The organism is Streptomyces sp. NBC_00582, assembly GCF_036345155.1.
Classification (GTDB): domain Bacteria; phylum Actinomycetota; class Actinomycetes; order Streptomycetales; family Streptomycetaceae; genus Streptomyces.
The window spans coordinates 6,978,232-7,000,897 of the sequence record NZ_CP107772.1 but is presented as its reverse complement, the minus strand read 5'-3'; the positions used below and the strand labels follow the sequence as shown (position 1 = coordinate 7,000,897).

Below are 22,666 nucleotides of genomic sequence, written 5' to 3'. Positions count from 1 at the left end.
ATGGGATCGCGCATCATGACCATGAAGCGGCAGGGCGCAGAGCTCGGCCGCATCCGAACCGGCTACAGCACGCCGAACCCGGACCCGAAGAAGCGGGCGATCGCGCAGCGCAGCGCGACGTTCATCCTGTCGTCCCACTCTCGCGAGTACGTCGAGCGCGCGGCCGTCCTGTACGGCGGCGCGGCCGAGGAGTGGACGCCGCAGGGATCGAAGATCGCGCAGTTCCGAGTCATCACCGAGGCGCGCGAGCTGCGGGCGATTCTGCCGCCCGGCGACCCGCTGTCGCAGTACAACGAACTGTGGTCGGGCGGCGGTTGCTCGCGGCGCTGCGACGGGATCACCGAGCAGCTTTCGCGCCGTCCGTGCATGTGCCTCGCCGAGCACGGCGAGAACTGGCACGAGCAGCCGGCGGGCACGGTGTGCAAGCCGACGTCTCGCCTGAACGTGATGCTCGCCGACCTACCCGACTTCGGCGTGTGGCGGCTGGAGACGCACAGCTATTACGCGGCCGACGCCATGGCCGGCGGCATCGACGCTGTGCTCGCCGCGACCGACGGCAAGTCGCCGATGCCGCTGCGCATGTGGATTGAGCAGCGTGAGGTGAAGCGCCGGGGCAAGACCAAGAGGTTCCCCGTGATCATGGTGGTGCCCGCGATCCCGTCGCTGCGTCACGCCCTGTCCGGTCCGCTGTCCATGGCGGCCGCCCTCGATCCGGGCACGATCGAGCGGCCGGCGATCGAGGCGGCGCGCGGCGTCCCGGTGGACTACCGGCAGTTGGCGCGCGAGTGCCGCACCCCGGCCGACGTGATCAACGTATGGCACCGGGCGCGGGCCGAGGGACACGCCGGCGACACCGAGCTGCGCGACGACCTGCAGGCGATCGCCGCCGACATCGAGCGGGGCGTCGACCCGAGCACGGGCGAGATCGGCGACCAGGGCGACGACGACCTCGACCAGCCGGGCCCGGACGCCGACGGCGTGTACGACGTCGAGGTGCTCGGCGAGGGCGACGAGCCCGCCCGCGACGAACCGCCCGCCGCGCAGCCTGCGGGCACGTGGCCGGCGGCGGCGCAGCCCGGATCGGGGGCACGCCGATGACGTGGCACCTCGGGCGGCTCGCCGCGTTCGACCTTGAGACGACCGGCGTCGACGTCGAGACCGACCGGATCGTGACCGCAGCGGTAGACGCTCGCGGCGGCGGGATGGAGCCCGAGGCCGGCGAGTGGCTCGCCGACCCCGGTGTCGAGATCCCGGTCGAGGCGTACGAGATACACAAGATCAGCACCGAGCACGCTCGCGAGAACGGCGACCCCGCCGAGCAAGTCGTGCACGAGGTCACGGCCGAACTCGCGGCGCAGGTCGTCAAGGGCGGGGCGGCGATCGTCGGGCACAACGTCCCGTTCGACCTCACCATGCTCGACCGCGAGTGCCGCCGATACGGGCTGCCGACGCTGCACGACCGGCTCGCCGGTCACCCCCTGCACGTGATCGACACGAGGGTTATCGATCAGCACGCCGTGCCGTACCGAAAGCGCGTGAGCGAGACGCAGGGCGCCCGGCAGCTCATCACCCTCGCGCAGTTCTACGGGCTGCCGTGGGACGACGAGGCGGCGCACGGCTGCTCGTACGACGCGATCGCCGCCGCCCGCATCGCATGTCGGATCGGGCTGCTCGCGCACTCGCGGCGCCGGGACTGGCCCGAGCACGTGCTCGCCGAGCGTCGGCTGCGCTTCAACGCCTTGCGCGATCTCACCCTCGCCGAGCTGCACGCGCGACAGATCGAGTGGGCCGCCGAGCAGGCGGCCGGGCTGCAAAAGCACTTCCGCAAGACCGACCCGGACGCCGTCGTCGACGGCGCGTGGCCGCTGCGCCCGTGGGTCGAGCCGACCGCCGCCGAGGGGGCATCCGCATGACCGACCGACACATCATGGGATTCGATTTCGGCACCGACGACGGCGCCGCGATCGTCGTCACCGTACAGCCCGACGGCTCGTACAGGGTGCAGAACGACAACGTGTGCACGCACCTCGCCGCCGAGCTGCTGCGCGGGATCGCCGACCGGCTCGCCGCCGAGCACCCGCCGTACCCCTGCAAGCCGCAGCGCCCGCGCGAGGACGAGTCGGCCGACCCGCGAGGCGGCCGCCTCGACCGCGACCGCGGTGTGTGGCGCGACGGGCGGGGCGACGCGTTCGACCTCACGCTGCTGTGGGGCGACGAGACCGACCGGGCGTGGCGGTGGCATGGCAGCACTGACCGGCTCGGCGAGCCGCTGCTGCGCGCCGACGACGACGGCGAGGTGCTGCCGCTCGGCGTGGTGCGCGCCCTGTACGGGCCGATCAGCCCGAGGCCGGGCGGTGCCGCATGAGCGAGATCATCCCCGGCCTGATCGAGGCGACCGAGGTGTCGCCCCTCGAGGAGCGTCGCGCCGATGGGCCTTACGAGCTGCGCGTCATGGGGTTCGACCTGTCGATTACCTCGACCGGCGTCGCCCGCGTCGATGGCTCGACGTTCCGGATCAAGACGAGGCAGAAGGACGGCCCGCGCCGGCTGACGCAGATTCGCGACGTGCTGTCGATTGAGGTCGCCGAGCAGCGGCCGCACCTGGTCGTCGTCGAAGATCTGCCGACCAAGATGCACCCGCGCTCGCTCAAGCCGGTCGCCGCCCTGCACGGGGTAGTGCAGGCGCTGCTCGTCGACGCCGACGTGCCGTGGGCGTACGTCGCGCCGCTCACGTTGAAGAAGTACGCGTGCGACAACGGCCGGGCGGACAAAGCCGGGATGGCTGCCGCCGCATTCCTCGCGGACGGTGCCGCGTTCGACGACGACGACGGCGGCGACCGGGTTGACGCGTGGTGGCTGCGAGCCGCCGGCCTCGACTGGTGTGGGCTGCCGCAGTTCGCGATGCCACAGGGGCAGCGCGACGCCCTCAGCAAGGCGGAGTGGCCCGACACGTACGCGCAGCGGTACGTGATGGGGGCCGCGGCATGACGCTTCGGATCGGCTCCCTGTTCACCGGGTACGGCGGGCTCGACGAGGGCGTGCAGGCCGTGCTCGGCGGCGAGATGGCGTGGCACTGCCAGTACGACCCGGAAGACCGGTTCCAGTACGCCGCGCGGATCCTCGCGCACCACTGGCCCGAGGTGCCGAACCTCGGCGACATCCGGTTCGTGCACTGGCCTCGCACCCGCCGTCAGTACGGGCGGATCGACGTTCTGACGGGCGGGTTCCCCTGCACTGATCTTTCCCTCGCCGGCAAGCGCGCTGGCATCGCCGAGGGCACGGCCTCGGGCCTGTGGCTGCACATGGTCCGGGCGATTGAAGTCCTGCAACCCGAATTGGTGGTGATCGAGAATGTCCGCGGGATTCTCTCGCAGAAAGCAGATCGGGGAGTGGAACCCCGAGCTGAGGATCTGGACCGTACCGGCGGTGCAAGCCTCGTTCTTCGAGCTCTTGGCGCCGTACTCGGCAACCTGGCCGACATCGGGTTCGATGCGGAATGGACAAGCGTTCGCGCTGCGGAGATCGGCGCTCCACACGAGCGCTTCCGCGAGTTCATCCTCGCTTACCGGCGCGACGCCGCTGCCGACACCGCGGGCTCGGGACTGGAAGGGCGACGGTTTCGAGGACGGTCTGCCGAATGTGGCGAAGCTGCTCAAGACGCCGACGGCGCAGCTCGCGGTGAACGGCGGGTCGCAGCACCCGGACAAGCGCAAGAGCGGGGGTCACGGGCCGACTCTGGCCGACGAGGTCGAGAAGGGGCTGCCGGGTTCGCCGGGCAGTCTGCTGCCGACGCCGAAAGCGACGGACAGCGAATCGACGGCGAACTTCCGGCCGGACGGCACGGCGTACAGCAGCGGGTACGGGATGACGTTGACGGATGCGGCGAGGCTGCTGCCGACCCCGAAAGCGACGGACGGCTCGAAGGGCGGGCCGAACCAGCGCGGTTCGAGCGGCGATCTGACTTTGCCAAGTGCGGCGGTGCGGCTGCTGCCGACACCGAGGGCGACGGACACAGGTACGCCGGGGCGCAGGTCGAGCGAGGGGTTCCGGCCGCCGCTGTCCGAGGTAGTGCTGCCGCTGCTTCCGACGCCAACGGCGACCCAGTACGGCACGAACCGCTCGGACAGCGAGGGGGCGGCGGTGCGACCGTCGCTGCCGACTCTGGCCCCGGCGCTGGTCGAGGCGGACACGGACCCGTCGGCGTCCACCTTCACTCGTGGGCGCCCGACGTCGCGTGGGGCGAGTACGAGGCAGCGGTCAGGCGGTGGGAAGCGATCTTCGGGCGGCACGCCCCCCGGCCAACTGATGATCGAGGTCGCCTAGCGCCGCTGTTCGTCGAGTGGATGCAGGGGATACCTCGCGGACACGTCACGGGGGTGCCCGCGCCTGAGGGCATGTCGGCGGCCGGGCTGCGTAACGCGCAGTTGAAGGCGCTCGGTAACGGCGTCGTACCGCCGCAGGCTGCTGCCGCCATTCGTCATCTACTCACCCGAGTGCCCGAGTGGGTGCTGCGTCGGCTGTTCGGACTCGCGGCGTGAGCGCCGCGATCACGCCGACGATCGGCGACCCGCGCCCCGGCTACGGGCTGCGGGTGCGCAAAGACGGGAACAAGGCGCTCGCCGTGGCTGACGCCGACTGTCCGTGCGGGCAGTTCAGCCGGGCTGCGACGGGCGACGTCGAGGTCGAGTCGCTCGTGATCGGCTACGGCCGGCACCGGCGCGACCAGTGCTCAATCCCCGAGATCCGTGCGGCGGCCGCCCGGCAGTACGCGGCGCTGCAGCAGACCCTCAGCAAGCGAAGGAAGTGACCCATGCCCAAGTTGGATGACGACGCCGAGGTCGAGGTCAAGCTCGACGGCACGGCCGGAATGCTGCAGCAGGCGATCCCGGCGATCCTGCGGCGTGGCCTGTTCGAGGCACCCGGCGCCCGGATCGTCGCCGTCGTCGAGTTCGCGAGCACCATGTACACCGGGCACGCGAAGGACGAGGACAAAGACCCACAGGTGAAGCTGCGGATCAAGCTCGCCGAGGTCGCCACCGAGGGCGACGAGATCCGGTTGCTGCGCGAGGTGCAGCGCGCCATGTACCGGCGCCGCAAGATGAACGGCACCCTCGACGAGATCGGGCCCGGCTCGCGGGACGTCGACGCCGCGGTCGCCGAGCTGCTCGCCGCCGAGCCGACCGAGGCCGAGTTCGAGGCGCACGAGGAACTCAAGCGCGCGCACCGGGGCAGTCGGGTCGAGCACTACGGATGACCCGGCCGCCGAGCAGCCGTGACGGCGCACGCCGAGTGCGCTGCCGCTGTGGCCGCACCGTCCTGCGGCAGCTCGTCGGCAACCGGGCGGCGCTCGATGTGACCGCCGATGCCGATCAGTTGACCTCGGCGGCGGCCGCAAGGCTGCGCGAGCCGAACCGGCTCGACTGGTGTGTGCGCACCTCGGCCGGCGGGCTCGACCTGCAGTGGGCCGACTGCCACCGGCGCAAGGCGGAGTGCACCCGCCCGCACGTGATCGACCACCAGTGCACGGGCGACCCTGCCGCCCTCGCCCACGGGCGAGGGCGGGGTCGCCGCCCCCGTAAGACCTCGGTTCCCGAGGGACAGCTCGCCCTCGGATAGGAGACCCCGATGCCTTGGTTCGTCGTCGACGACAACGCCCACTCACACCCGAAGCTGATCGCGGCCGGAAACGCGGCGCTCGGGCTGTGGCTGCGCGCGGGCTCGTACGCGGCGCAGCACCTCACCGACGGCATCGTGCCCGGCGTCGTCGCCAAGATGTACGGCTCGAAGCCACAGATCGCGAAGTTGCTCGCGGTCGGTCTGTGGCACGAGGCCGGTCACACGTGCCCGCACCCGAAGTGCAAGCAGCCGGCACCCGGCGACTACTACATGCACGACTACCTCGCTCCGTACAACCCGAGCCGGGCCGAGGTGACAGAGAAGCGCGAGCGCGCGGCGGAGAAGAAGCGGAGTTACCGCGAGCGGCAGACGGGACCGCAGAGCGGCCGCAGCGGCCGGCCGGCCCCTGCCGAGGACGCCCCGCCGCCGCGGCGGCCGAGCCGTCCGGCGGGCGGGCCGATCCCCGAGGACTGGCAGCCCACCGACGAGGACGTGCAGGCGGCGCAGCTCGCCCGCGCCGACGCCGGCCTGCAGCAGCTCACGCCGCAGCAGATCGCTGTCGTCACGCGGAAGTTCGTTCGCCGGCAGCTCGACGACCAGGTGCAGGCGGCCGCGTGGGGCGGCCGCTGGCAGCAGTGGGCCGAGAACGAGCGCACCGAGCAGCAACCGGCCCCCGGCGGGGTCGTCGTGCAGTTCGGCGCAATGAGCAAGTCACAGCAGCAGCGCGCCGGCCTCGACCGGCTGCGCGACCGCATGAGCGGAGGTACAGCGTCATGACCCTCGCCGAGGTGATCGACCTACTCGACCGGATCGCCCTCGTCGACGACCGCGTCGTGCGGGCCGACGAGATCGAGCAAGAGGCGCAGGTCACCATGTGGGCCGCCGTCCTGCGCGACGTGCCGCTCGCGTTCGCGGGCGAGGCGGTCGGCCGCCACTACGCCGAGAGTGCGTGGCCGGTCATGCCGAAAGACATCGCGTCCCGTTGGCGCGACCAGGTGCGCGACCGGCTGAACCGGTCGACGGGCACGTTCGAGCCGACCGATCACCCGCACCTCGACCCCGACGAGGACACGGGCGACGCGTACGTCGCCGCGCTGCGGGCGCACCGTCGCGCGATCGCCGTCGGCGACCACGAGCCGGTCGGGCTGCGCGAGTTGATGCCTGCGGTCGGCAGCCGGCTCGGCGGCGGCCGCCTCGCCGAACTCGTCCCGGCCAACGACGAGTTCCGGACCGTGAAAGAGGAACGGTTCCCGCGGCGGGAGCGCCCGGCCGGGCCGCCCGAGCGGGCCGTGCACTGTCCGGCGTGCGGCGCCTCGCCCGACAAGCCGTGCCGGTCCCTCGAACGCCGTCGCGTGCTGACCACCTGCCACGGCTCGCGCCGTGACGTGCACGCGGCCGCAGCGTCCACCGACAACAAGGGAGATCAGCCGTGAGGCAACGACCGTTGCTCGCCGAGGCCGTACCCGACGGCACGTTCGGCGGCGCCCGCACTCGCCGCGAGCAGCAGCGCAGCGGGCCGGACCCGGACGCCGCCCGGCACTGGGCCGAACTGGGCCGCGCCGTGCGCGCGATCGACCACGACCGCGGTTACGGCGTGAACGTCCGGTACCGGCAGGCCGACGAGCCGGCCGCATGACCGAGCCCGCCGCCGTCGGATACCTCGGCGTCGCCGCCATGGTCGCCGCGGTGTGCGCGCTCGTGTTCCTCGCCGCCGCCGTCATGTCCGCCCTGATAGATCGCCACACCGCCGAGAGAGATGAGACGCAGCCATGAGTACGACCGAGCCGAAGATGACCGCCGTCGAGGCGCTGCTCGCTTTCGCCCGCCGCGCCGTCGACGCCGAGGCCGCGCAGGCACTCGTGGACGAGGCCACCCGCGAACTCACCGGCCGGACCGTCGTCCGCCCCGATCAGGAACTCGTACCGCTGCGCTTCAAGGTGAAGCGGCACCACGACGTGAGCGGGGTGAGCGGCGACGGGAACGTCGCCGACGGCGTGCTGTGGCCGGACGGAACGGCGAGCGTCCGTTGGCGCGGCGAGCACCCGTCGGCCGTGTTCTGGGACCGCGGCCGCGTGTCCGTCGAGTTCATCCATGGCCACCAGGGCGCGACCGAGGTCGTACTCGTCGACCAGGACGGCGAGCAGCTCGCGGCTGTCTCGCCCACGCCCACGGGCACGGGGGGTACGACCGCCGCCCCGCTCGTGCTGCGGCGCGTGCTCGAGCACGCGCTGCGCCGACCCGTTCCCTGCCCGAAGTGCTCACGCACCTCGACCTGCAGGTGCATCGCCGACCGCACCGAGGCTCGCCTCGACGTCGTGCTCGGCGCGCTCGCGCCGTGGCTGAACACCGGCACCGGCGAGGCGGCATGAGCGAGCCCGACGACCCCGACGAGGCGACCCTCGACGACGCCGCCGACGACCTCACCGACGAGGAACTCGCCGCCGCCCTCGAATGGCTGCACGGACCCCGGAACCCGCTCGCCGGCTACGCCACACCCGCGACCCGGCCGCGCAAGCCGGCCGCCACCGGGCGCGGCATGCACAACGTGCTGCGCACTCTCTGACCCGCCCGCCATCCACAGACTGTGAGAAACCCCGTGGACAACACCGCACCCGTGCCCGACGCCGTGAAGACGGCGACCGCGCCCCTACTCGCTGCCCTCGACGAGGTCCGCACGTGGCGGCACCGGCACCCGCACTTCGACGCCGGGCCGTTCACCGAGCTCGACGCGATCCTCGACCGCGCCGCCGCCGGCCGGATCGAGCGGCGCCTCGATCTGCCCGAGGCGACGTCACTGCCCGAGGCGGTCAACGCCCATCACGAGGTGATGATGCTGCGCCGCCGCATCCTCGCCGACGCCGGGCGGGCGTGGGATCTCGTCGAGGCGCGCGCCATGCGGCAGATCGCGCGGTTCATGCCCGCGTCCGAACTCACCCGCTGAAACGGCGGCGGGGCGCCCATGCCGGCCAGCATTCCGGGCGCCCCGTCACCTCTCGCGGTGTGATCACCCTACGCCCCACGCACCACAGGAGCGCTCACCATGCAGCACACCGCCCGCCCCCGTACCGCCCTCGACGACCTGCAGGTCGTCGTCGACCACTGGACCCACATGCGCGCCCTGATCGACACCTCGCAGACCTCGGACACGTGGCCCCCGACCATGGGAAAGGCCGAGTACCTGCGCGCCCTCGACGAGCACGACCGCGACGAGTCCGCCCTACTGCTGCAGCACGCGCAGCACCTCGTCACGAAGACCGACGAGCACGGCCGACCGCGGTACGAGTGCCAGCACTGCGACTACGCCGGCGAGGGACGCAGCCACCTGCCGCGCCCCAACCGGCGGCCGGATCAACTCGGCGAGCGCCCGGTGCCGCTGCGACTTCACGTCGTCGACGCGTGCCGCGCCGTCGAGGTCGCCCTGTGCTCGCTCGCCGACCAGGTCGCGGCCGAGATTCAGCGCGACACCGTCAAGGCGCTGCGCCGGCCGATCCCCGGCGACCCGGTCGGGCTCGCCGTCGACATGCTCGCGGCCCGCGACGAGAACGACCCCGCCCGGTGGCGGTTCAACCTCGGCGAGCGCACCGCGGTACGCGCCGCCGAGTGGCTGCTCGGCCGGCTGCGCGGCGACGAGGGGCCGTGCCTGCCGCTGCGCGACCACCATCGGGCGTCGATCGGGCTCGTCGCCCGCGAGGCCGCGCGCCGGATCGAGCGGACGATCGGCGGGACCGTCGACCGCTACACCGTGAACATGGATCGGCCGTGCCCGTACTGCGGCAGCACGCTCACGATGCACGCGGGCGGCGGCGAGAGTGACGCCGTGACGTGCGCCGGGCCGGACTGCGCGGCACCCGTCGGGCTCGACGGCGGCCGCCGCACCTGGTCGACGCCCGCGCAGCTCGCCGTCCTGCAGCGCGAACTCGACGAGGCGGCACGACGCCGCAAGCGCGCCGACGACCGGGCCCGGCAGCGAGCAGCAACTCGGCAGCGCGCCGCCTGACATGCGAACGCCGCCGTCGCGTGCTCTCGGGCGCGACGGCGGCGGGCCGGTTGTCAGGTGTACGAGCTACTTCCCCTTGGCGATCTGATCGACGCGCGGAACGGACAGCCCGATGCGCTCTGCCACTACGGCCAACGTCTTGTTCTGGCGCATCGTGAGCACGTCGGCGCGGCGGGTTTCCGTGAGCTGCTTCTGCGCGCCCTCGACCGCCTTGAGTAGAGCCGTGATCCTCGCGGCCCGCTCGTCGGGTTGCAGCTCGGGATCGAGGGCGAGGCCGACGGCCGCCTCGAACAGTTCTGCTGCGGTGCGCTGCTCGGCGCGGCCGGCCTCGGGTTCCTGCGTCGTCTCCATACCGAGATTCTAGGCCGCCGGAAAGATCCTTTTCTAGGGCCCTTGACTTTCATTTCTAGGCCCCTATAAATTCGTACTCACAACAACGGCGACAGCCAACGAAGGGAACACACCGTGCGTTACGACGAGGTCACCAACGACATGGACGTCCGCATCACACCGACCGACGGGTTCGGCGTCGTCCTGCACAAGCGGACCGCCCCGGCCGACGCCCCCGCCGACGCCGTGTTCGTCTACAACAACAGCAGGGGCACCCGCGAGTGGATCGCGGCCGCCGACCTTGAAGCGAGCAACCACATGCCCGCCCTGCCGTACCTGCTGAAGATCACCGACGGCACCGAGCACAACGAGCACGACCGGATGTTCTGGTGCCTCGGCCGCGAGTACCGGGTGCACAGCATGTGGGCCGACGGCACGGGCGGCTGCACCGTCGAGCACATCGCCGAGGACGGCACCCGCACCACGGTGATGTACGGGCAGCGCGACCACCAGACCGCCATGATCGCGACCGCGACGGCGATCACGGCGATGCGGGCGATCGAGGGCGGCGAGGCTGCACCGGTCGAGTACCTCGTCGAGGGCAAGGACAAGAACCTGTTCCCGCTGCGCGCCACGAGTCACCCCGAGGCGGACGAGGACGGCCGCCTGCACGTGGCGAGCCCGGCCGAGGTGCCGGACAAGGTGAAGGGCACCGAGCGGGCGATCGCCCGCGACTTCATCACCGGCAAGGAGACCCGCCGCAGGGTCTACCAGTGGAACGCGTACCCGGTGTACGCCGACGGGTCGATCGGGCAGCCGACCCTGATGCGCGCCTGACCTGCAGCTCTCGATATTTTATAGGGCCCTTGACAAAGAGTTATAGGGTCCTATAAATTCTAGTAACAGCAAGGCGCACACAGAAGAACGAGGGGACCATGAAGTACGACGAGGTACAGCCCGACACCCGAGTCATCTGCCACTCGCGCGGCGGCATCAAGGGGACCGTCCTGCGCAAGTTCATGGGCGGCACCAACAACGCCAATGAACTCGTGCACATCGACTTCGACGAGTGCGGCCCCGCCTACAACCGGCCCGAACAGCTCAGTCCGCTCGACGAGCCCGCGCCCGAGCCGCAGCTCAGCCGCGCCTACAAGGGGACGTCGACGTTCTGGCTCGGCGGTCACGAGTACGAGGTGTTCAACTCGACGGGCGTCGGCGACGTGCGCGGCTACTGGGCATGCGCCCGAAAGTCGCACGACGGTACGTTTCTCGGAAACGACGCGTACGTCGTGTCGCGGGCCGACACCCGCAAGGCCGCGTTCGAGTCCGCCCTCGCAAAGCTGCGAGGCTGATCCGCTCGCACACGAAATGCGCCCCCGCTAGGGAAAGTAGCGGGGGCGCATCGCTGTCATGGTACGGGCGGCACCGAGGGCAGACCGCTGCCGCTCGGCCCCCAGTCGTACGGGCCGCCCCCTCGCCACTCGATCAGGCCGGATTCGGCGACGTCGCTCGCTTCGACCCCCTCGAGTCCGGCCCGGCGCAGGAACTCGGCGACGTCGGCGAGGCCGTACGCGAGCCCGAGTATCTCGCCGTCGACGCGCACCCGGCGGCCGCCGCTCGGCGAGGGCGGGCTCACGATCACGTGTCTCGACGCGTCCATACGGTCATGGTCCGGCCGGACGTCGCCGCCTGCAGCGCAAGGTGCCCTGTCCGGGTCACTGCTCGTCGTCGGCGCGCAGGTCTGTTCGTTGGCCGGGGCGCAGGTCTCGCGCGTCCCAGTAGCGGCGCACCTCGTCGAGGTTCCACTCGTCACGGGTACTGCCGGGCCGACGCGCGGGCGCGGGAAAGTCGGCGTGATGCCGCCGCCACGTGTGCAGCGCCTGCCGGGACACGCCAAGCTCGACGGCGAGCTGCGACATGTTCACCAACGTCGGTTCCCCCTCGTCGGCGGCCGGCGGCCGCCGATCTTCCCGCTCTGGCATGGCGCTCATCCTGCCCTAACCTTGTTGACACTGTAAAGCAGGTTCACCTACGGTCGAACCCGCACAACCGGAACGCCCCGGCCGGCACCGCGAATGCCACATGGCCGGGGCGGACCGTGCCCGCCACCGTCAAGCAGAGGGCCGATCCGTGGGTGATGGTAACGGCGCGATCAAGAGCGCGCCCAGCACGAGCAGGGACCGACCGAGGCTCACCAACCTGCAGCGCCGGCTCGTGGCCGGCGTCTCGGTCGGCGCGGCCGTGATCGCCGTGATCGGGTTCGTCGGCTCGTACGCCGCCGTGCGCACGCTCGCGGAAGCGAAGCACTTCGGCGCGTTCGCCCTGGTCTTCCCGATCGGCATCGACGCCGGAATCTTGGTACTGCTCGCCCTCGATCTGCTGCTTACATGGCTGCGGATGCAGCTCGCGATGCTGCGTCACACGGCATGGCTGCTCACCGCCGCGACGATCGCGTTCAACGGGGCGGCCGCCTGGCCCGACCCGATCGGCACGGGCATGCACGCCGTGATCCCGATTCTGTTCGTGGTCGTCGTCGAGGCGGCGCGGCACGCGATCGGCATCGCTGCGGACCTCACCGCAGCTCGGCATATGGAATCGGTCCGGTGGTCGCGGTGGCTGCTCGCCCCTTGGTCGACGTTCCGTCTCTGGCGGCGTATGAAGCTGTGGGAACTGCGGTCGTACGACGAGGTGATCGCCCTCGAACAACAGCGACTGATCGAGCGTATGCGGCTGCGCGCCCGGTACGGGTGGCGGTGGCGCAGTAAGGCCCCGGTCGAGGCACGGCTCGCGCTGCGCCTCACCCGCTACGGCCGCCCCCTCGCTCCCGTCGACGACGCCCCCGCCCTCGCCCCGGTCACCCCGCCCGTGCCCGACGAGTACGCCCCGGAGTGGAGCGAGCCGACATGGGGCGAACCGGAGTGGGACGCCCCGGAGTGGGACGAGGGCACCCTCGAACGCCCCGCCCCCGAGCTGCCGCCCCCGCCCCCTGCCGCCCCGGAGCGCCCCGCCCCGGCCGCCCCGCCCCGCCCCGAGGGCGCACCACAGCGCCCCGCCCCGGCCGATGCCCCCGAACGCCCCGCCCCCGCCCCCGAGGACGCCTCGCATCCTCCCGACGACGAGGGCGCACCCGAGCGCCCCGACAGTGAGGGCGACGACGAGGTCGTGCCGTCCGGTGGCGAGCAGCAGCCGACGACCCGAGAAGAGGCGAAACGAAAGATCGGCGAACTGTTCGACGAGGGCAAGGGACGCCCGACCGAGGGGCAGATCGTCGCGCTGCTCAAGCGCCTCGACCGCTACCCGTACACCTCGCGACGCCACGCACAGAAGCTGCGTGACGAGGTCGAGGCAGACAGGAAGCGCGCCGAGCGCGCCTCGGCCGACGACCGCGTGCTGACGCCCGTCTGACGCCGTGACTGTGACTGCGACTGCAGTCACAGCTCGACCTCGCCCCCCTCTGACCGGCCCGAATACCCCTCTACCCCTCACCCCCGAGCACCACGACGGCAGTCGCAGTGAAGGAGCAACCCCGGTGTCAGACACCGCAGCACCGCCCGCGCCCGCAGCAGCCGCGCCCGACCCGCCCGCCGAGGCGGCACCCGCGCCGCAGCCCGCACCCGTACCCACGCCCGAGCCGGCTGTCGACACGGCCGCCGAGCCCGCGCCGCGCGCCGCCCGCCGCCGTGGCGTGCCGATCGAGCCGCTCGTGATCGGGGTCGGCAACAGCTCGGCCATGATGGCGACCGCCGCCTATCAGGCGGCCGGATCCGCCGGACTGGCGGGCGCGGCCGCGACCGTCGTCGCCCTCGCGGCCGGCGGGGCGATACAGCGACGCCGCACCGTCCGCAGCCGTACGACCGCCGCCGCAGGGCGCAGTCGGGGCGGGGCGGGAACCTCGAACCGAGGGCGCACTCGGGGCGGGGCGTCCGGGGGCGCGGGGTGGGGCGGCACCTCGGGGCGGGGCGGGGCGGGGCGTCGGGGCGCAAGCCTCGGGGCGGGCTCCGGGGCGCGGGGCGGGGCGGCGCCCCGATCGTCGGGGCGTCGGAGCGCCCTCGGCTCGCTCGGCGGTCGGGGTGCGGGGCGGCTCAAGTCGCCCCGGCTGCCCACGCCCACGAGCGGGGGCAAGCACAAGCGCCCCAAGCGGGGCGGCACCTCGCCCTCGACGTCGCCCTCGACCAAGACGCGCACGCCCCGCTCGCGCAGCCGGCTCGGCATGGTGCGCCCCGCCGCGAGCGCCGCACGCCGTGGCATGGCCAACACGGGGCGCGCGCTCCGTGCGACGGGGCGCGGCATCCGTGCCGCCGCCCGAGGCATCGGCCGCGCGGGGCGCTGGACTGCCGCCCCCGCTCGCGCGGTGTGGCGCAGGACCGAGACCGCTCGGCGCGCAGCAGCTCGGCACGCCCGACGGATCGCGGGCGCGGCATGGGACGGCGCCCGATCGGTTGCTGTCGGGCTCGCCGCCGCACTGTGGCAGCGCCGTTGGCGAGCAGGCATCGCAGGCACGCGCGCCATGTGGCGGCGCCTGCGTCTCAAGCGGGCCGCGAAACGTGCGGCATCCGGTCCGGCCATGACGGGCCCGACGGTCGCCTCGGCACCGCCGCCCGTCGCCACGTTCGTACGCCGCCCGGCATTCGCCGGCGGTTCCCCCTCGACCTACGGAGGACACGCCATGTCCGGTGGACACCACTTCCTTGCAGGCGCAATGGAACTCGAACGCGTCGCCACCACCTACACGCCCGACGGCATGATGCAGGTCGGCCGCGACTTTGCGGCGCTGCCCGACGCCCTCGAACACATCGCGAACGCGATGAAGATTTCGACCGCCCGCGCCGACGCCGAGCAGCCGCTCGACCCGAGGATCGTCGAGATCATGCAGGGCATCTACCGCCTGCAGATGAAGGCGAGCGAACTCGCCCGCGAGCTGCCCGGCGCGTTCCGGAAGCTGCATCACGTCGACATCGAGCGCCTGCAGAACCCGCGCACGGGCGAGCGCGAGTGGGACGTGCGCGCGAACGCCGACAACACTCTGTAAGGGGCGGACAGTGCAGATCGATTGGGAGTCGGGTCACGGCCCGCTCACTGCCCCACTCAGCGCCGCCGGATCCGCGCTCGCCGCCTCGTACGCGGCGAACGCGGCCGGGGCGTCCCCCTGGTGGGGCATCGGCGTCGCGGGCGCCGGGCTCGTCGGCTCGCACATCGCGGGCCGGCAGTCCGGCGCCGGGCGCGGCAGCCTCGTACTCCATGCCGCGGCATGGGTCGGCGCGGGCGCATGGTGCTCGTGGGCGATGAACGCCGGCCCGTGGACCGTCAACTGCGTCGCCGCGCTCGCGGCGGGCGCGGTCGGGCTCGGTGCCGCCATGGCGGACAACCGGGCCGCGCGGCGGCGGGCCGAGGCGGCGGCCGCATCCGAGGACACGGCGGCCGCGCGCAGCGGGATCATGCGCGCGTACCGGGAACTCGCCGAGCAGTGGTCGGCCCGCTTCTCCCGCGTGAGCGGCATCGAGGGCGTGCTCGTCGTCGGCGTCGAGATGTGGCCGAGCGGCGGCATGACCCTCGAGGGACGGCTGCCCGAGGGCGGCTACACGTGGCGTGACATCCAACGGCATCAAGACGGGCTCGCCGGCGACGCCCGACTGCCGAACGGCTGCTCGGTCGAGATCACCGAAGGGGCCGACCGCGGATCGTTCCTCGCGAACATCGAGACCGAGAACCAGGTCGCGGCCGGCCCGACCATGTACCCCGACGACTACTCGCCCCGCTCGCTGAACGACGGGCTGCAGCTCGGCCGCCACAAGGACGGCAGCGAGGCCGCGCCGTGCATCCGACAGTTGACGGCCGTGTTCACCGGGCGGAAGGGCTCTGGAAAGTCCAATCTCATGAACGTCGCTATCGCCGGGCAACTGCGCATGATCGACGTGCTCGTGTGGGTGATCGACCTCAACGGCGGCTCGCTCGCGCTCCCGTGGCTGCGCGCGTGGGCGAAAGCCGGTCGCCCCGGCCGGCCGCCGATCGACTGGGTCGCCGACACCCCCGAAAAGGTGCTCGCCATGGCCGAGGCGCTGCTGCGCATCGCGAGGGCGCGCAAGCCGGGATACGCCGACCTGCAGATCGAGCACGACGACGACAAGATCCCCGTGTCGCCCGCCGTGCCCGGCATCGTGGCGAACGCCGACGAGGTCGCCGAGCTGTACTCGGCCAAGGCACGCAAACACCCGATCCTGCGCAAGGCCGGCGACGTGCTGCTGCAGGTCGTCGAACTCGCGCGCGCCGTGGCGTGCAACGTGATCGCCTCGGCGCTGCGGGCGACGCAGGATGTGCTCGAAGAACCGCAGCTCGTCGTACAGTCCGGCCTGAAAATCGCCATGAAGTCGGACGAGCGAGAGATCGCCTATCTGATGGGGTGGGGCGACAAGATCTCGCCGGAAGACATGCCCGTCGCCGGTACGGGCGCGATCAAGGTTCTCGACGACCCCGCCCGCGCCCTGGTCGTGTACCGGATGACGCCGAGCGAGATCGCGAAGATCGTCGTCGCGACCGCCGAGTACCGGCCCGAACTCGACGACCTGTCCCGCCGCGCCGCCGGCGAGGCGTACGAGCGCCGGTGGGAGAACACCGACCATCTGTTCGACGGCAGCGTGCAGCCCGCCGCAACCCTCGTCGCCGACCGCCCGGCGACCGAGCAGCCGGTGCGCGAGGGATGGACGGACCCCACAGCCGGTTGGGACGACCCCGATCCGAGCGCACCGGCCGCCGCGCCGCCCGGCGAGGACGCGATCGCCGACGCCGACGCCACGATGCGCCGGATCCGCGGGGAGATCGACGAGGCGACCGAGCGCGACCCCGACCTCGACGCCGAGGTACGCGGCATCTTCGCGGCGAGTGGGCTCACGTACACGCCGCCCGCCGCCCTCGATGACGACCAGGACGACGGCGACCCGCGCCGCCCGATCGTGTTCGAGATCGTGCTCAAGTCGGGCCCGGCCGGCATCGGGCCCGAGGCGATCCGCGACGCGATCCGCCGACTGCACCCCGACGTCGAGGTGCCGCACGCCGCCACGATCGGCCGGTGGCTCGGGTCCGACCCGCGCGTGCACAAGCCGAAGTACGGCCGGTACGCCGTGCGCCCGACGAACGGAGACGACGCGCCATGACCCGCACCTCGCCCGCCCGCCGCCGCACCGCCCGAGCTGTACGCGGCACCGGCGACGCCGTACGCGCCGCCGCCCCGCTCGGACCGCTCGCCGCCGTGCTGCTCAGCATCGACACCGCCGACGGCCCGCACCTCGACATGCCGCTGCTGCACCTGGTCGTCGTCATGCTCGCCGGCCTCGGCGTCGACCGGCTCGGGCTGCTGCTGCACGACCTCGGCCGCCACATCGAACGCCCCCGCCCCGCCGCGAGCTAGGAACCCGCCATGCACACCGAACGAACCGACGCCCGCCCGGTGCGCCTCGACCGGGCCGTGACTCCGACCGCTGTCGTCCCGGCCGCCGAGCAGCAGCTCGCGCCCGGCCCGCCGCCCGGCATGCGGGTGATCGGGTACGTGCGGATCGACGGCATGCTGCACCCGCAGTACGGCCCGGAGTACGAGCCGGCCGTGACCGTTGCACCCGTGGCAACACCCGGACTCGACCCACAGGCGCAGCGCACCGCCGCAAAGGGCGTGTACGCCGTCGGGCTCGGCGTCGGCTCGTACTTCGGCATGCAGGCGCTGCAGATCCTCGTCGACAGCCTCGTGCAGTTCCTCGCGGCCGCCGCGGTGTGCGGGCTCGTGTGGGCGCTGCCGACCGGCCGGCGCGGCAGGCGCGAGGGGCCGACGTACGTCACGCACAACCATGGGGCGTTCGCCGGCTGGTGGTCGAGGAGCGGCCCGCGCAGGTAACCGCCCGCCCTGTCACGCCCCGCACCGGCACCTCGCCGGGCGGGGCGTTTCGCTGTCCCGAGACACGATCGCGTGCGATTCGTCGACGATTCGCACGCGATTCGATGACGAATGTACGCAGCATCATTCGACGAAAAAATCACGTCTCCGCAGGTCACAGCATTCTGTCCCCAGGGGACTCCCGAGGGACTCGCGCGCGCGCGTTCCCCTCCCCTCCTATATATGGGGGCGGGCGTAGAGAGATCCACTACCGGTAGTAGGGGGCGCACGAGTGAGCCGATCTCACTCTCAACATCCCCCCCGCGACTTGACGCTCGACGATCACGTGTCGCATCCTTGGTCCCAAGTCCGCCATGCCCGGACACAGAATCCACGCGACGCCCCGCCTACTGCGGGGCGTTTCGCATTCCCCCGAACTCCGCGCGGGGCGGAAGACGATACGAACTCTGGCGGGTTTGCTGCCCGCCCCGCGCGCGAACACCTCGTCGGAAGGACACCGCCCCATGCGCGTACGCCTAACCGACGGAACGAACGAGGTCGAGATCACCGTCGACGACGGAGGCAAGGGCAAGGGCCGACGCCGCCTCGACGACGTCGAGAACACCGCACTGCGCATCCTCGACGCCCTGCGCGACCACCGACCGGCACAGCGAGGCACGACGTTCGGGTTCACGCCCGACGTCGTACTCGACAGCAGCGCCGAACGAGCCGAGCCGTACGACGACGGCCGCGACCAGTACGACGAGGACGACGACGCATGAGCGGCGGTTGGGCAGGCAGCAACCGGCGGCACGAGCTGCCGGCCGACTGGTACACACGTATCCGGCCGTTCGTCCTGCAGCGCGACGAGCACCGGTGCCGCAACCGGATCGACGGCGTCGTGTGCGGACGGCCGGCCAACCAGGTCGACCACATCGGCGACCGCCACGACCACCGACCCGAGATGCTGCAGGCGCTGTGCGCCGACTGCCACGGGATCAAGAGCAGCGCGCAGGGCAACGCCGCCCGGTGGGCCGTACGCCGGCAGCGCCCCGCCGAGCGACACCCCGGCCTGATCTGACGGCTCGACAAAGCCGCAGGTCAACGCCTCGTAACTCCCGTACGCAGTGCGCGATTTGAGGACCGGGCGCACAACTACCCGAGCGCCTACCAAATCGAGCCCGCTGCACCACGATCGCAACGCTCTGACCTGCACGTTTGTACAGTCGGCAGACGCAGCCGCAACCACGTCGACGGCGCAGCGAGCAGCACGCACGCACCGCATGAACCCGCACCCCTCTGACCTGCACGTTTGCAGCGGACTGCACATAACCGCAGGTCAGGGGCTCGCAACAGCCGTGCGAGCACCACAGATTGACCACCGAGGCGAAACTGCAGCCTCGCACGCGACGTCGCAACGCTCTGACCTGCACGTTTATGCATGCCGCTGCGTTTGTGCAGGTCACAGGCTTACGGACTCGACAGACACGAGCAGCACAGCCGACGGACCCGAGCCGACCGGGGTCGACGAGGGAGAACGACGCCCCCGACCCTGGGGGGTGACTCCCCTCCCCGCCCCCCTTTGGCGCTCGGGAGGTGCTGCGGCTGTCGTTCTGTACGGGTCTGGGGAAAACGGCCGCGCTGCGGGGCGCGGGCGGCTCGCTGGCGGGCGAGCAGAGGTGCGGCAGGCTGATTCGATGGCGCGCGGTTGAGGGGCCGCAGATCGCCTCTCAGCCTGCCGCACTTCCGATACGAACCTGATACTCGCAGGTCAGAGCGCTAAAAGCGTACGCCGGGATACTATGGACCCATGACGACGAGGCGCGACTGCGAGCACTGCGAGGGGCCGATGCCGCTCACGGCCCGGTCGCACGCGCGGTACTGCAGGCCGGCGTGCCGAGCCGCTGCTCACCGTGCGGCCCGCACGGTCCCTGCCGAGCTGACGAGCCGTCCGCGATGGATCCGGCGTACCTCGCGCAAGGTGCCGCTCACCGTCGATGGCGCGGCCGCGAGCAGCACCGACCCGTCGACCTGGTCGCGGCACCGCGACGCCGCCCGCTCGGCTGCGGGCACCGGGCTCGGGTTCGTCCTCGACGGCGACGGCGTCGTCTGCCTCGACCTCGATCACTGCCTCGACGACGAGGGCGCGGTCGCGGGTTGGGCGCGCAACGTCCTCGACGCTGTCGGCGACACGTGGGTCGAGGTGTCGCAGGGCGGCGACGGACTGCACGTCTGGGGGTACGGCGAGCTGCCGCACGGCAGGCGCATCACGGTCGGCGGCGGCTCGGTCGAGCTGTACGGCACCGGCCGGTACATCGCGGTCACGGGGACGACGTTCGGCGACACGCCGCAGCGCCTCGGCGACCTGCAGCACGTAATCGACTCGCTGCTGTAGCGCCCCGACACGGGTGTGCTGCGGCGCACCCGACACGGGGAGGTACAGCGATGGCAGGCAACCCGCTACGGGCCCTTGCTCTCAAGTGGTTTCGGCGTCCGGTCCGACTGCAGGGCGTCGACCTGCGGACCGCCGAGAACTCGATCGTGGTCGCAGTGAGGCGCGGCGGACGGTGGCACGACGTCATCGTCGAGCCGTGGGCGATCCGCGACGACGACGGATCCATCGGGCACTCGGTCACCTCGGGCGGGCTCCGGTCACTCATCAGTAAGGGGCGTGCCTGACATGGGCGGCATGGGACCGGCGCCGAAGCCGGACGGGCGTAAGGCGCGGCGCAACAAGGACGCGATCCCGCAGACCGTGCTCAGGTGGGAGCGTGCCGAGGCGCCCGAGCTGCCCGACTTCCGGATCGAGCGCGACGGCGACCTCGTCGAGTTCGTGTGGCCCGAGCGCACCCGCGAGTGGTGGCGCATGTGGATCGACTCGCCGCAGGCCGATCACTTCGGGGCGTCCGACTGGCAGTACCTGCTCGACACCGCGCTGATTCACGCCCGACTGTGGCGCGGCGATCTGTCGGCGGCCGGCGAACTGCGGCTGCGCGTCGCAGCGTTCGGTGCCACGCCGGCGGACCGGGCCCGGCTGCGCATGGTGTTCGCCGAGGCGGACGGCGCCGACCAGGGGCGCGGCAGCTCGGGCGGGCCGTCGGCGCGTGAGCGGTACGGGAACCTGCGGATGATGCCCGGCGGGAAGTCCGACCAGGGCAAGAGCACGTAGGGGGCGTCATGCCGTGGCGTGGCCCCGAGTACGAGGGCGAGCGCCCGACGCTCGGGTATTACGTCCTCGACTGGATGATGCAGAACCTCGCGCAGCCCGGCCGGGACGACGGCGAGCCGTTCATTCCGACCGCCGAGCAGGCCGAGTTCCTCCTGCGCTATTACGAGGTGCACCCGGTCACCGGTAAGCGGGTCATTCACCGGGCGCTGCTGTCGCGGCCGCGCGGGTGGGGCAAGTCGCCGTTCGTCGGTGCGATCGCGCTCGCCGAGGCGTGCGCCGACGTCGTCGCCGACGGGTTCGACTCGTACGGCGAGCCGATCGGCCGGCCGTGGCACTCGATCCGTACGCCGCTCGTGCGCATCGCCGCGGTGACCGAGCAGCAGACCGACAACACGTGGATCCCGCTGCTTGAGATGGCACGCGGCCGATCGCTGTCGACCGACTACGGGCTCGAATGCCTCGACACCGTGATCTATCTGCCACGCGGCGAGGTGTCGCCGATGACCTCGTCGGCGACGTCGAGCAAGGGCGACCCCGCCTGCTTCGCGAGCCTCGACCAGACGGAGGAATGGACCGCGACGAACGGCGGCGTGCGACTCGCGAAGGTGATGCGGTTCAACGCGGCCAAGCTGGGCGGAAGCCTGATCGAGACTCCGAACGCATTCACACCCGGCGTCGGATCGGTCGCAGAGAAGTCGGCGGCCGACTATCAGGCGATCATCGACGGCCGGTCGCGTGCGCGCGGAATCCTGGTCGACCACCGGGAGGCGCCGCCCGAGACCGACATGACCGACGAGCAGTCGCTCGTCGCCGGCCTGCGGTACGCGTACGGCGACAGCAGCGATCACCCCGGCGGGTGCGTGCTGCACGATCCGCCGTGCGCGCCCGGCTGGTCGCCGATCGAGCGGCTCACGAGCGAGTTCTACGACACGTCGAACGAGCCGCAGGATCTGCGCGCCGACCTGCTCAACCAGATCACTCACGCCGCGGATGCGTGGCTCACCGAGCCCGAGGTGCGGGCGTCGTCCGACCTCGGCCGGGTCGTCGAGCCCGGCGACCGGATCGTGCTCGGGTTCGACGGCAGCCGGAAACGGGCGCGCGGCGTGACCGACGCGACCGCGCTGATCGGCTGCCGGCTGTCCGACGGGCACCTGTTCACGATCGGTGTGTGGGAGCAGCCCGAGCGGATGCCGGTCGGTCCGGACGGCAAGCCGGTCGAGTGGCAGGTGCCGGTCGTCGAGGTGCTCGCCACGGTGCACGAGGCGTTCGCGACGTACGACGTCGTCGGGTTCTACGCCGACCCTGCCAAGTGGGAATCGCACGTTGCCGACTGGGAAGCGGCGTACGGGCCGCGCCTGAAAGTGCAGTCGACCCGGAACCATCCGGTCGAGTGGTGGATGACCGGCGGCCGCAGTCTGCTGATCGTGCGGGCGCTGCAGAAGTTCCACACCGCCTTGACCGAGGGCGAGTTGACGCACGACGGCTCGTCGCCGCTCGTGCGGCACCTGTGCAACGCCCGTCGTCGTGAGAGCCGTTCGGGCCTGCAGATCGCCAAGGCACACCCGGACAGCCCGGCGAAGATCGACGCGGCGATCGCCGCCGTGCTCGCCTGGCAGTGCCGGCTCGACGCGATCGCTAAGGGCGTCGCGGTCGAAGAAGAAGAGATGTTCGGCGGGACGTTCTGACAGCCCGAGAG

At 71.8% G+C, this 22,666-nt stretch carries 32 protein-coding genes; 29 read left to right on the top strand and 3 right to left on the bottom strand.

Annotated features, from left to right (window positions below; all coding sequences use genetic code 11):
• The 16 genes from OG852_RS31720 to OG852_RS31645 all read left to right on the top strand — a co-directional run bounded on the left by OG852_RS31720 (window position 1) and on the right by OG852_RS31645 (window position 9,613).
• The gene (locus OG852_RS31720) at window positions 1–1,098 is read left to right on the top strand and encodes a recombination directionality factor (protein WP_330349746.1); all 1,098 of its coding nucleotides are present in this window, start codon (window positions 1–3) and stop codon (window positions 1,096–1,098) included.
• Window positions 1,095–1,913 (top strand): exonuclease domain-containing protein, encoded by an 819-nt coding sequence (locus OG852_RS31715; RefSeq protein WP_330349745.1) that lies wholly within the window; start codon window positions 1,095–1,097, stop codon window positions 1,911–1,913. Before OG852_RS31720 ends, OG852_RS31715 begins: the two co-directional genes overlap by 4 nt.
• Window positions 1,910–2,365 carry a phiSA1p31-related protein gene (locus tag OG852_RS31710; protein ID WP_330349744.1) on the top strand — a complete coding sequence of 152 codons (456 nt, stop codon included), beginning with the start codon at window positions 1,910–1,912 and terminating at the stop codon, window positions 2,363–2,365. The genes OG852_RS31715 and OG852_RS31710 overlap by 4 nt, the downstream gene beginning before the upstream one ends.
• Window positions 2,362–2,988: a hypothetical protein gene (locus OG852_RS31705; protein ID WP_330349743.1), complete on the top strand. Its 627-nt coding sequence runs from the start codon at window positions 2,362–2,364 to the stop codon at window positions 2,986–2,988. Before OG852_RS31710 ends, OG852_RS31705 begins: the two co-directional genes overlap by 4 nt.
• The gene (locus OG852_RS31700; RefSeq protein ID WP_330349742.1) at window positions 2,985–4,538 is read left to right on the top strand and encodes a DNA cytosine methyltransferase; all 1,554 of its coding nucleotides are present in this window, start codon (window positions 2,985–2,987) and stop codon (window positions 4,536–4,538) included. The genes OG852_RS31705 and OG852_RS31700 overlap by 4 nt, the downstream gene beginning before the upstream one ends.
• On the top strand, window positions 4,535–4,807 hold the full coding sequence (locus OG852_RS31695; RefSeq protein ID WP_330349741.1) for a hypothetical protein: 273 nt from the start codon (window positions 4,535–4,537) through the stop codon (window positions 4,805–4,807). Before OG852_RS31700 ends, OG852_RS31695 begins: the two co-directional genes overlap by 4 nt.
• A 3-nt stretch (window positions 4,808–4,810) precedes the next feature.
• Entirely contained in the window at window positions 4,811–5,254 is a 444-nt protein-coding gene (locus OG852_RS31690) for a hypothetical protein (RefSeq protein WP_330349740.1), read from the top strand.
• Window positions 5,251–5,616, top strand: a complete 366-nt coding sequence (locus tag OG852_RS31685) for a hypothetical protein (RefSeq protein WP_330349739.1) — start codon at window positions 5,251–5,253, stop codon at window positions 5,614–5,616. The genes OG852_RS31690 and OG852_RS31685 overlap by 4 nt, the downstream gene beginning before the upstream one ends.
• Before the next feature lie 9 nt (window positions 5,617–5,625).
• Window positions 5,626–6,393, top strand: coding sequence for a hypothetical protein (locus OG852_RS31680; RefSeq protein WP_330349738.1), 768 nt, complete (start codon window positions 5,626–5,628; stop codon window positions 6,391–6,393).
• Complete coding sequence (locus tag OG852_RS31675; RefSeq protein ID WP_330349737.1) at window positions 6,390–7,049, top strand: zinc finger domain-containing protein; 660 nt, start codon at window positions 6,390–6,392, stop codon at window positions 7,047–7,049. Before OG852_RS31680 ends, OG852_RS31675 begins: the two co-directional genes overlap by 4 nt.
• Window positions 7,046–7,252, top strand: a complete 207-nt coding sequence (locus tag OG852_RS31670) for a hypothetical protein (RefSeq protein ID WP_330349736.1) — start codon at window positions 7,046–7,048, stop codon at window positions 7,250–7,252. The genes OG852_RS31675 and OG852_RS31670 overlap by 4 nt, the downstream gene beginning before the upstream one ends.
• Window positions 7,249–7,389, top strand: coding sequence for a hypothetical protein (locus OG852_RS31665; RefSeq protein WP_330349735.1), 141 nt, complete (start codon window positions 7,249–7,251; stop codon window positions 7,387–7,389). Before OG852_RS31670 ends, OG852_RS31665 begins: the two co-directional genes overlap by 4 nt.
• Window positions 7,386–7,985, top strand: coding sequence for a hypothetical protein (locus OG852_RS31660; protein ID WP_330349734.1), 600 nt, complete (start codon window positions 7,386–7,388; stop codon window positions 7,983–7,985). Before OG852_RS31665 ends, OG852_RS31660 begins: the two co-directional genes overlap by 4 nt.
• Window positions 7,982–8,179, top strand: a complete 198-nt coding sequence (locus OG852_RS31655) for a hypothetical protein (protein ID WP_330349733.1) — start codon at window positions 7,982–7,984, stop codon at window positions 8,177–8,179. The genes OG852_RS31660 and OG852_RS31655 overlap by 4 nt, the downstream gene beginning before the upstream one ends.
• A 33-nt stretch (window positions 8,180–8,212) precedes the next feature.
• Window positions 8,213–8,557, top strand: a complete 345-nt coding sequence (locus OG852_RS31650; protein WP_330349732.1) for a hypothetical protein — start codon at window positions 8,213–8,215, stop codon at window positions 8,555–8,557.
• Window positions 8,558–8,656: 99 nt separating this feature from the next.
• Complete coding sequence (locus tag OG852_RS31645; protein ID WP_330349731.1) at window positions 8,657–9,613, top strand: hypothetical protein; 957 nt, start codon at window positions 8,657–8,659, stop codon at window positions 9,611–9,613.
• Window positions 9,614–9,679: 66 nt separating this feature from the next.
• Here the strand turns inward: OG852_RS31645 and OG852_RS31640 are convergent, their stop codons facing one another.
• Window positions 9,680–9,964 (bottom strand): hypothetical protein, encoded by a 285-nt coding sequence (locus OG852_RS31640; protein WP_330349730.1) that lies wholly within the window; start codon window positions 9,962–9,964, stop codon window positions 9,680–9,682.
• Between the two features lie 114 nt (window positions 9,965–10,078).
• Between OG852_RS31640 and OG852_RS31635 the strand changes: the two genes are divergently transcribed.
• Together OG852_RS31635 and OG852_RS31630 are read left to right on the top strand one after the other, a co-directional pair.
• A complete protein-coding gene (locus OG852_RS31635) occupies window positions 10,079–10,780 on the top strand; it encodes a hypothetical protein (protein ID WP_330349729.1) in 702 nt (233 codons plus the stop codon).
• A gap of 98 nt (window positions 10,781–10,878) precedes the next feature.
• Window positions 10,879–11,295, top strand: a complete 417-nt coding sequence (locus OG852_RS31630) for a hypothetical protein (RefSeq protein ID WP_330349728.1) — start codon at window positions 10,879–10,881, stop codon at window positions 11,293–11,295.
• Between the two features lie 56 nt (window positions 11,296–11,351).
• Here OG852_RS31630 and OG852_RS31625 read toward each other — a convergent pair whose 3' ends face one another.
• On the bottom strand, window positions 11,352–11,603 hold the full coding sequence (locus tag OG852_RS31625) for a hypothetical protein (RefSeq protein WP_330349727.1): 252 nt from the start codon (window positions 11,601–11,603) through the stop codon (window positions 11,352–11,354).
• 55 nt (window positions 11,604–11,658) lie between these two features.
• Complete coding sequence (locus OG852_RS31620; RefSeq protein ID WP_330349726.1) at window positions 11,659–11,934, bottom strand: hypothetical protein; 276 nt, start codon at window positions 11,932–11,934, stop codon at window positions 11,659–11,661.
• A gap of 139 nt (window positions 11,935–12,073) precedes the next feature.
• Between OG852_RS31620 and OG852_RS31615 the strand changes: the two genes are divergently transcribed.
• The 11 genes from OG852_RS31615 to OG852_RS31565 all read left to right on the top strand — a co-directional run bounded on the left by OG852_RS31615 (window position 12,074) and on the right by OG852_RS31565 (window position 22,655).
• The gene (locus OG852_RS31615; RefSeq protein ID WP_443064583.1) at window positions 12,074–13,348 is read left to right on the top strand and encodes a DUF2637 domain-containing protein; all 1,275 of its coding nucleotides are present in this window, start codon (window positions 12,074–12,076) and stop codon (window positions 13,346–13,348) included.
• Between the two features lie 124 nt (window positions 13,349–13,472).
• Complete coding sequence (locus OG852_RS31610) at window positions 13,473–14,972, top strand: hypothetical protein (protein WP_330349725.1); 1,500 nt, start codon at window positions 13,473–13,475, stop codon at window positions 14,970–14,972.
• 10 nt (window positions 14,973–14,982) lie between these two features.
• Window positions 14,983–17,091, top strand: a complete 2,109-nt coding sequence (locus OG852_RS31605) for a hypothetical protein (protein WP_330349724.1) — start codon at window positions 14,983–14,985, stop codon at window positions 17,089–17,091.
• Complete coding sequence (locus tag OG852_RS31600) at window positions 17,088–17,345, top strand: hypothetical protein (protein ID WP_330349723.1); 258 nt, start codon at window positions 17,088–17,090, stop codon at window positions 17,343–17,345. The genes OG852_RS31605 and OG852_RS31600 overlap by 4 nt, the downstream gene beginning before the upstream one ends.
• Window positions 17,346–17,354: 9 nt before the next feature.
• Window positions 17,355–17,822, top strand: coding sequence for a hypothetical protein (locus OG852_RS31595; protein ID WP_330349722.1), 468 nt, complete (start codon window positions 17,355–17,357; stop codon window positions 17,820–17,822).
• A gap of 503 nt (window positions 17,823–18,325) precedes the next feature.
• On the top strand, window positions 18,326–18,583 hold the full coding sequence (locus OG852_RS31590) for a hypothetical protein (protein WP_330349721.1): 258 nt from the start codon (window positions 18,326–18,328) through the stop codon (window positions 18,581–18,583).
• Window positions 18,580–18,882 carry an HNH endonuclease gene (locus tag OG852_RS31585; RefSeq protein ID WP_330349720.1) on the top strand — a complete coding sequence of 101 codons (303 nt, stop codon included), beginning with the start codon at window positions 18,580–18,582 and terminating at the stop codon, window positions 18,880–18,882. Before OG852_RS31590 ends, OG852_RS31585 begins: the two co-directional genes overlap by 4 nt.
• Before the next feature lie 729 nt (window positions 18,883–19,611).
• Window positions 19,612–20,196, top strand: coding sequence for a bifunctional DNA primase/polymerase (locus OG852_RS31580; RefSeq protein ID WP_330349719.1), 585 nt, complete (start codon window positions 19,612–19,614; stop codon window positions 20,194–20,196).
• A 50-nt stretch (window positions 20,197–20,246) separates the two neighbouring features.
• Window positions 20,247–20,480, top strand: a complete 234-nt coding sequence (locus OG852_RS31575) for a hypothetical protein (protein ID WP_330349718.1) — start codon at window positions 20,247–20,249, stop codon at window positions 20,478–20,480.
• Between the two features lies 1 nt (window position 20,481).
• Window positions 20,482–20,970, top strand: coding sequence for a phage terminase small subunit (locus OG852_RS31570; protein WP_330349717.1), 489 nt, complete (start codon window positions 20,482–20,484; stop codon window positions 20,968–20,970).
• An 8-nt stretch (window positions 20,971–20,978) separates the two neighbouring features.
• Window positions 20,979–22,655 carry a terminase gene (locus OG852_RS31565; RefSeq protein WP_330349716.1) on the top strand — a complete coding sequence of 559 codons (1,677 nt, stop codon included), beginning with the start codon at window positions 20,979–20,981 and terminating at the stop codon, window positions 22,653–22,655.
• Window positions 22,656–22,666: the final 11 nt, after the last annotated feature.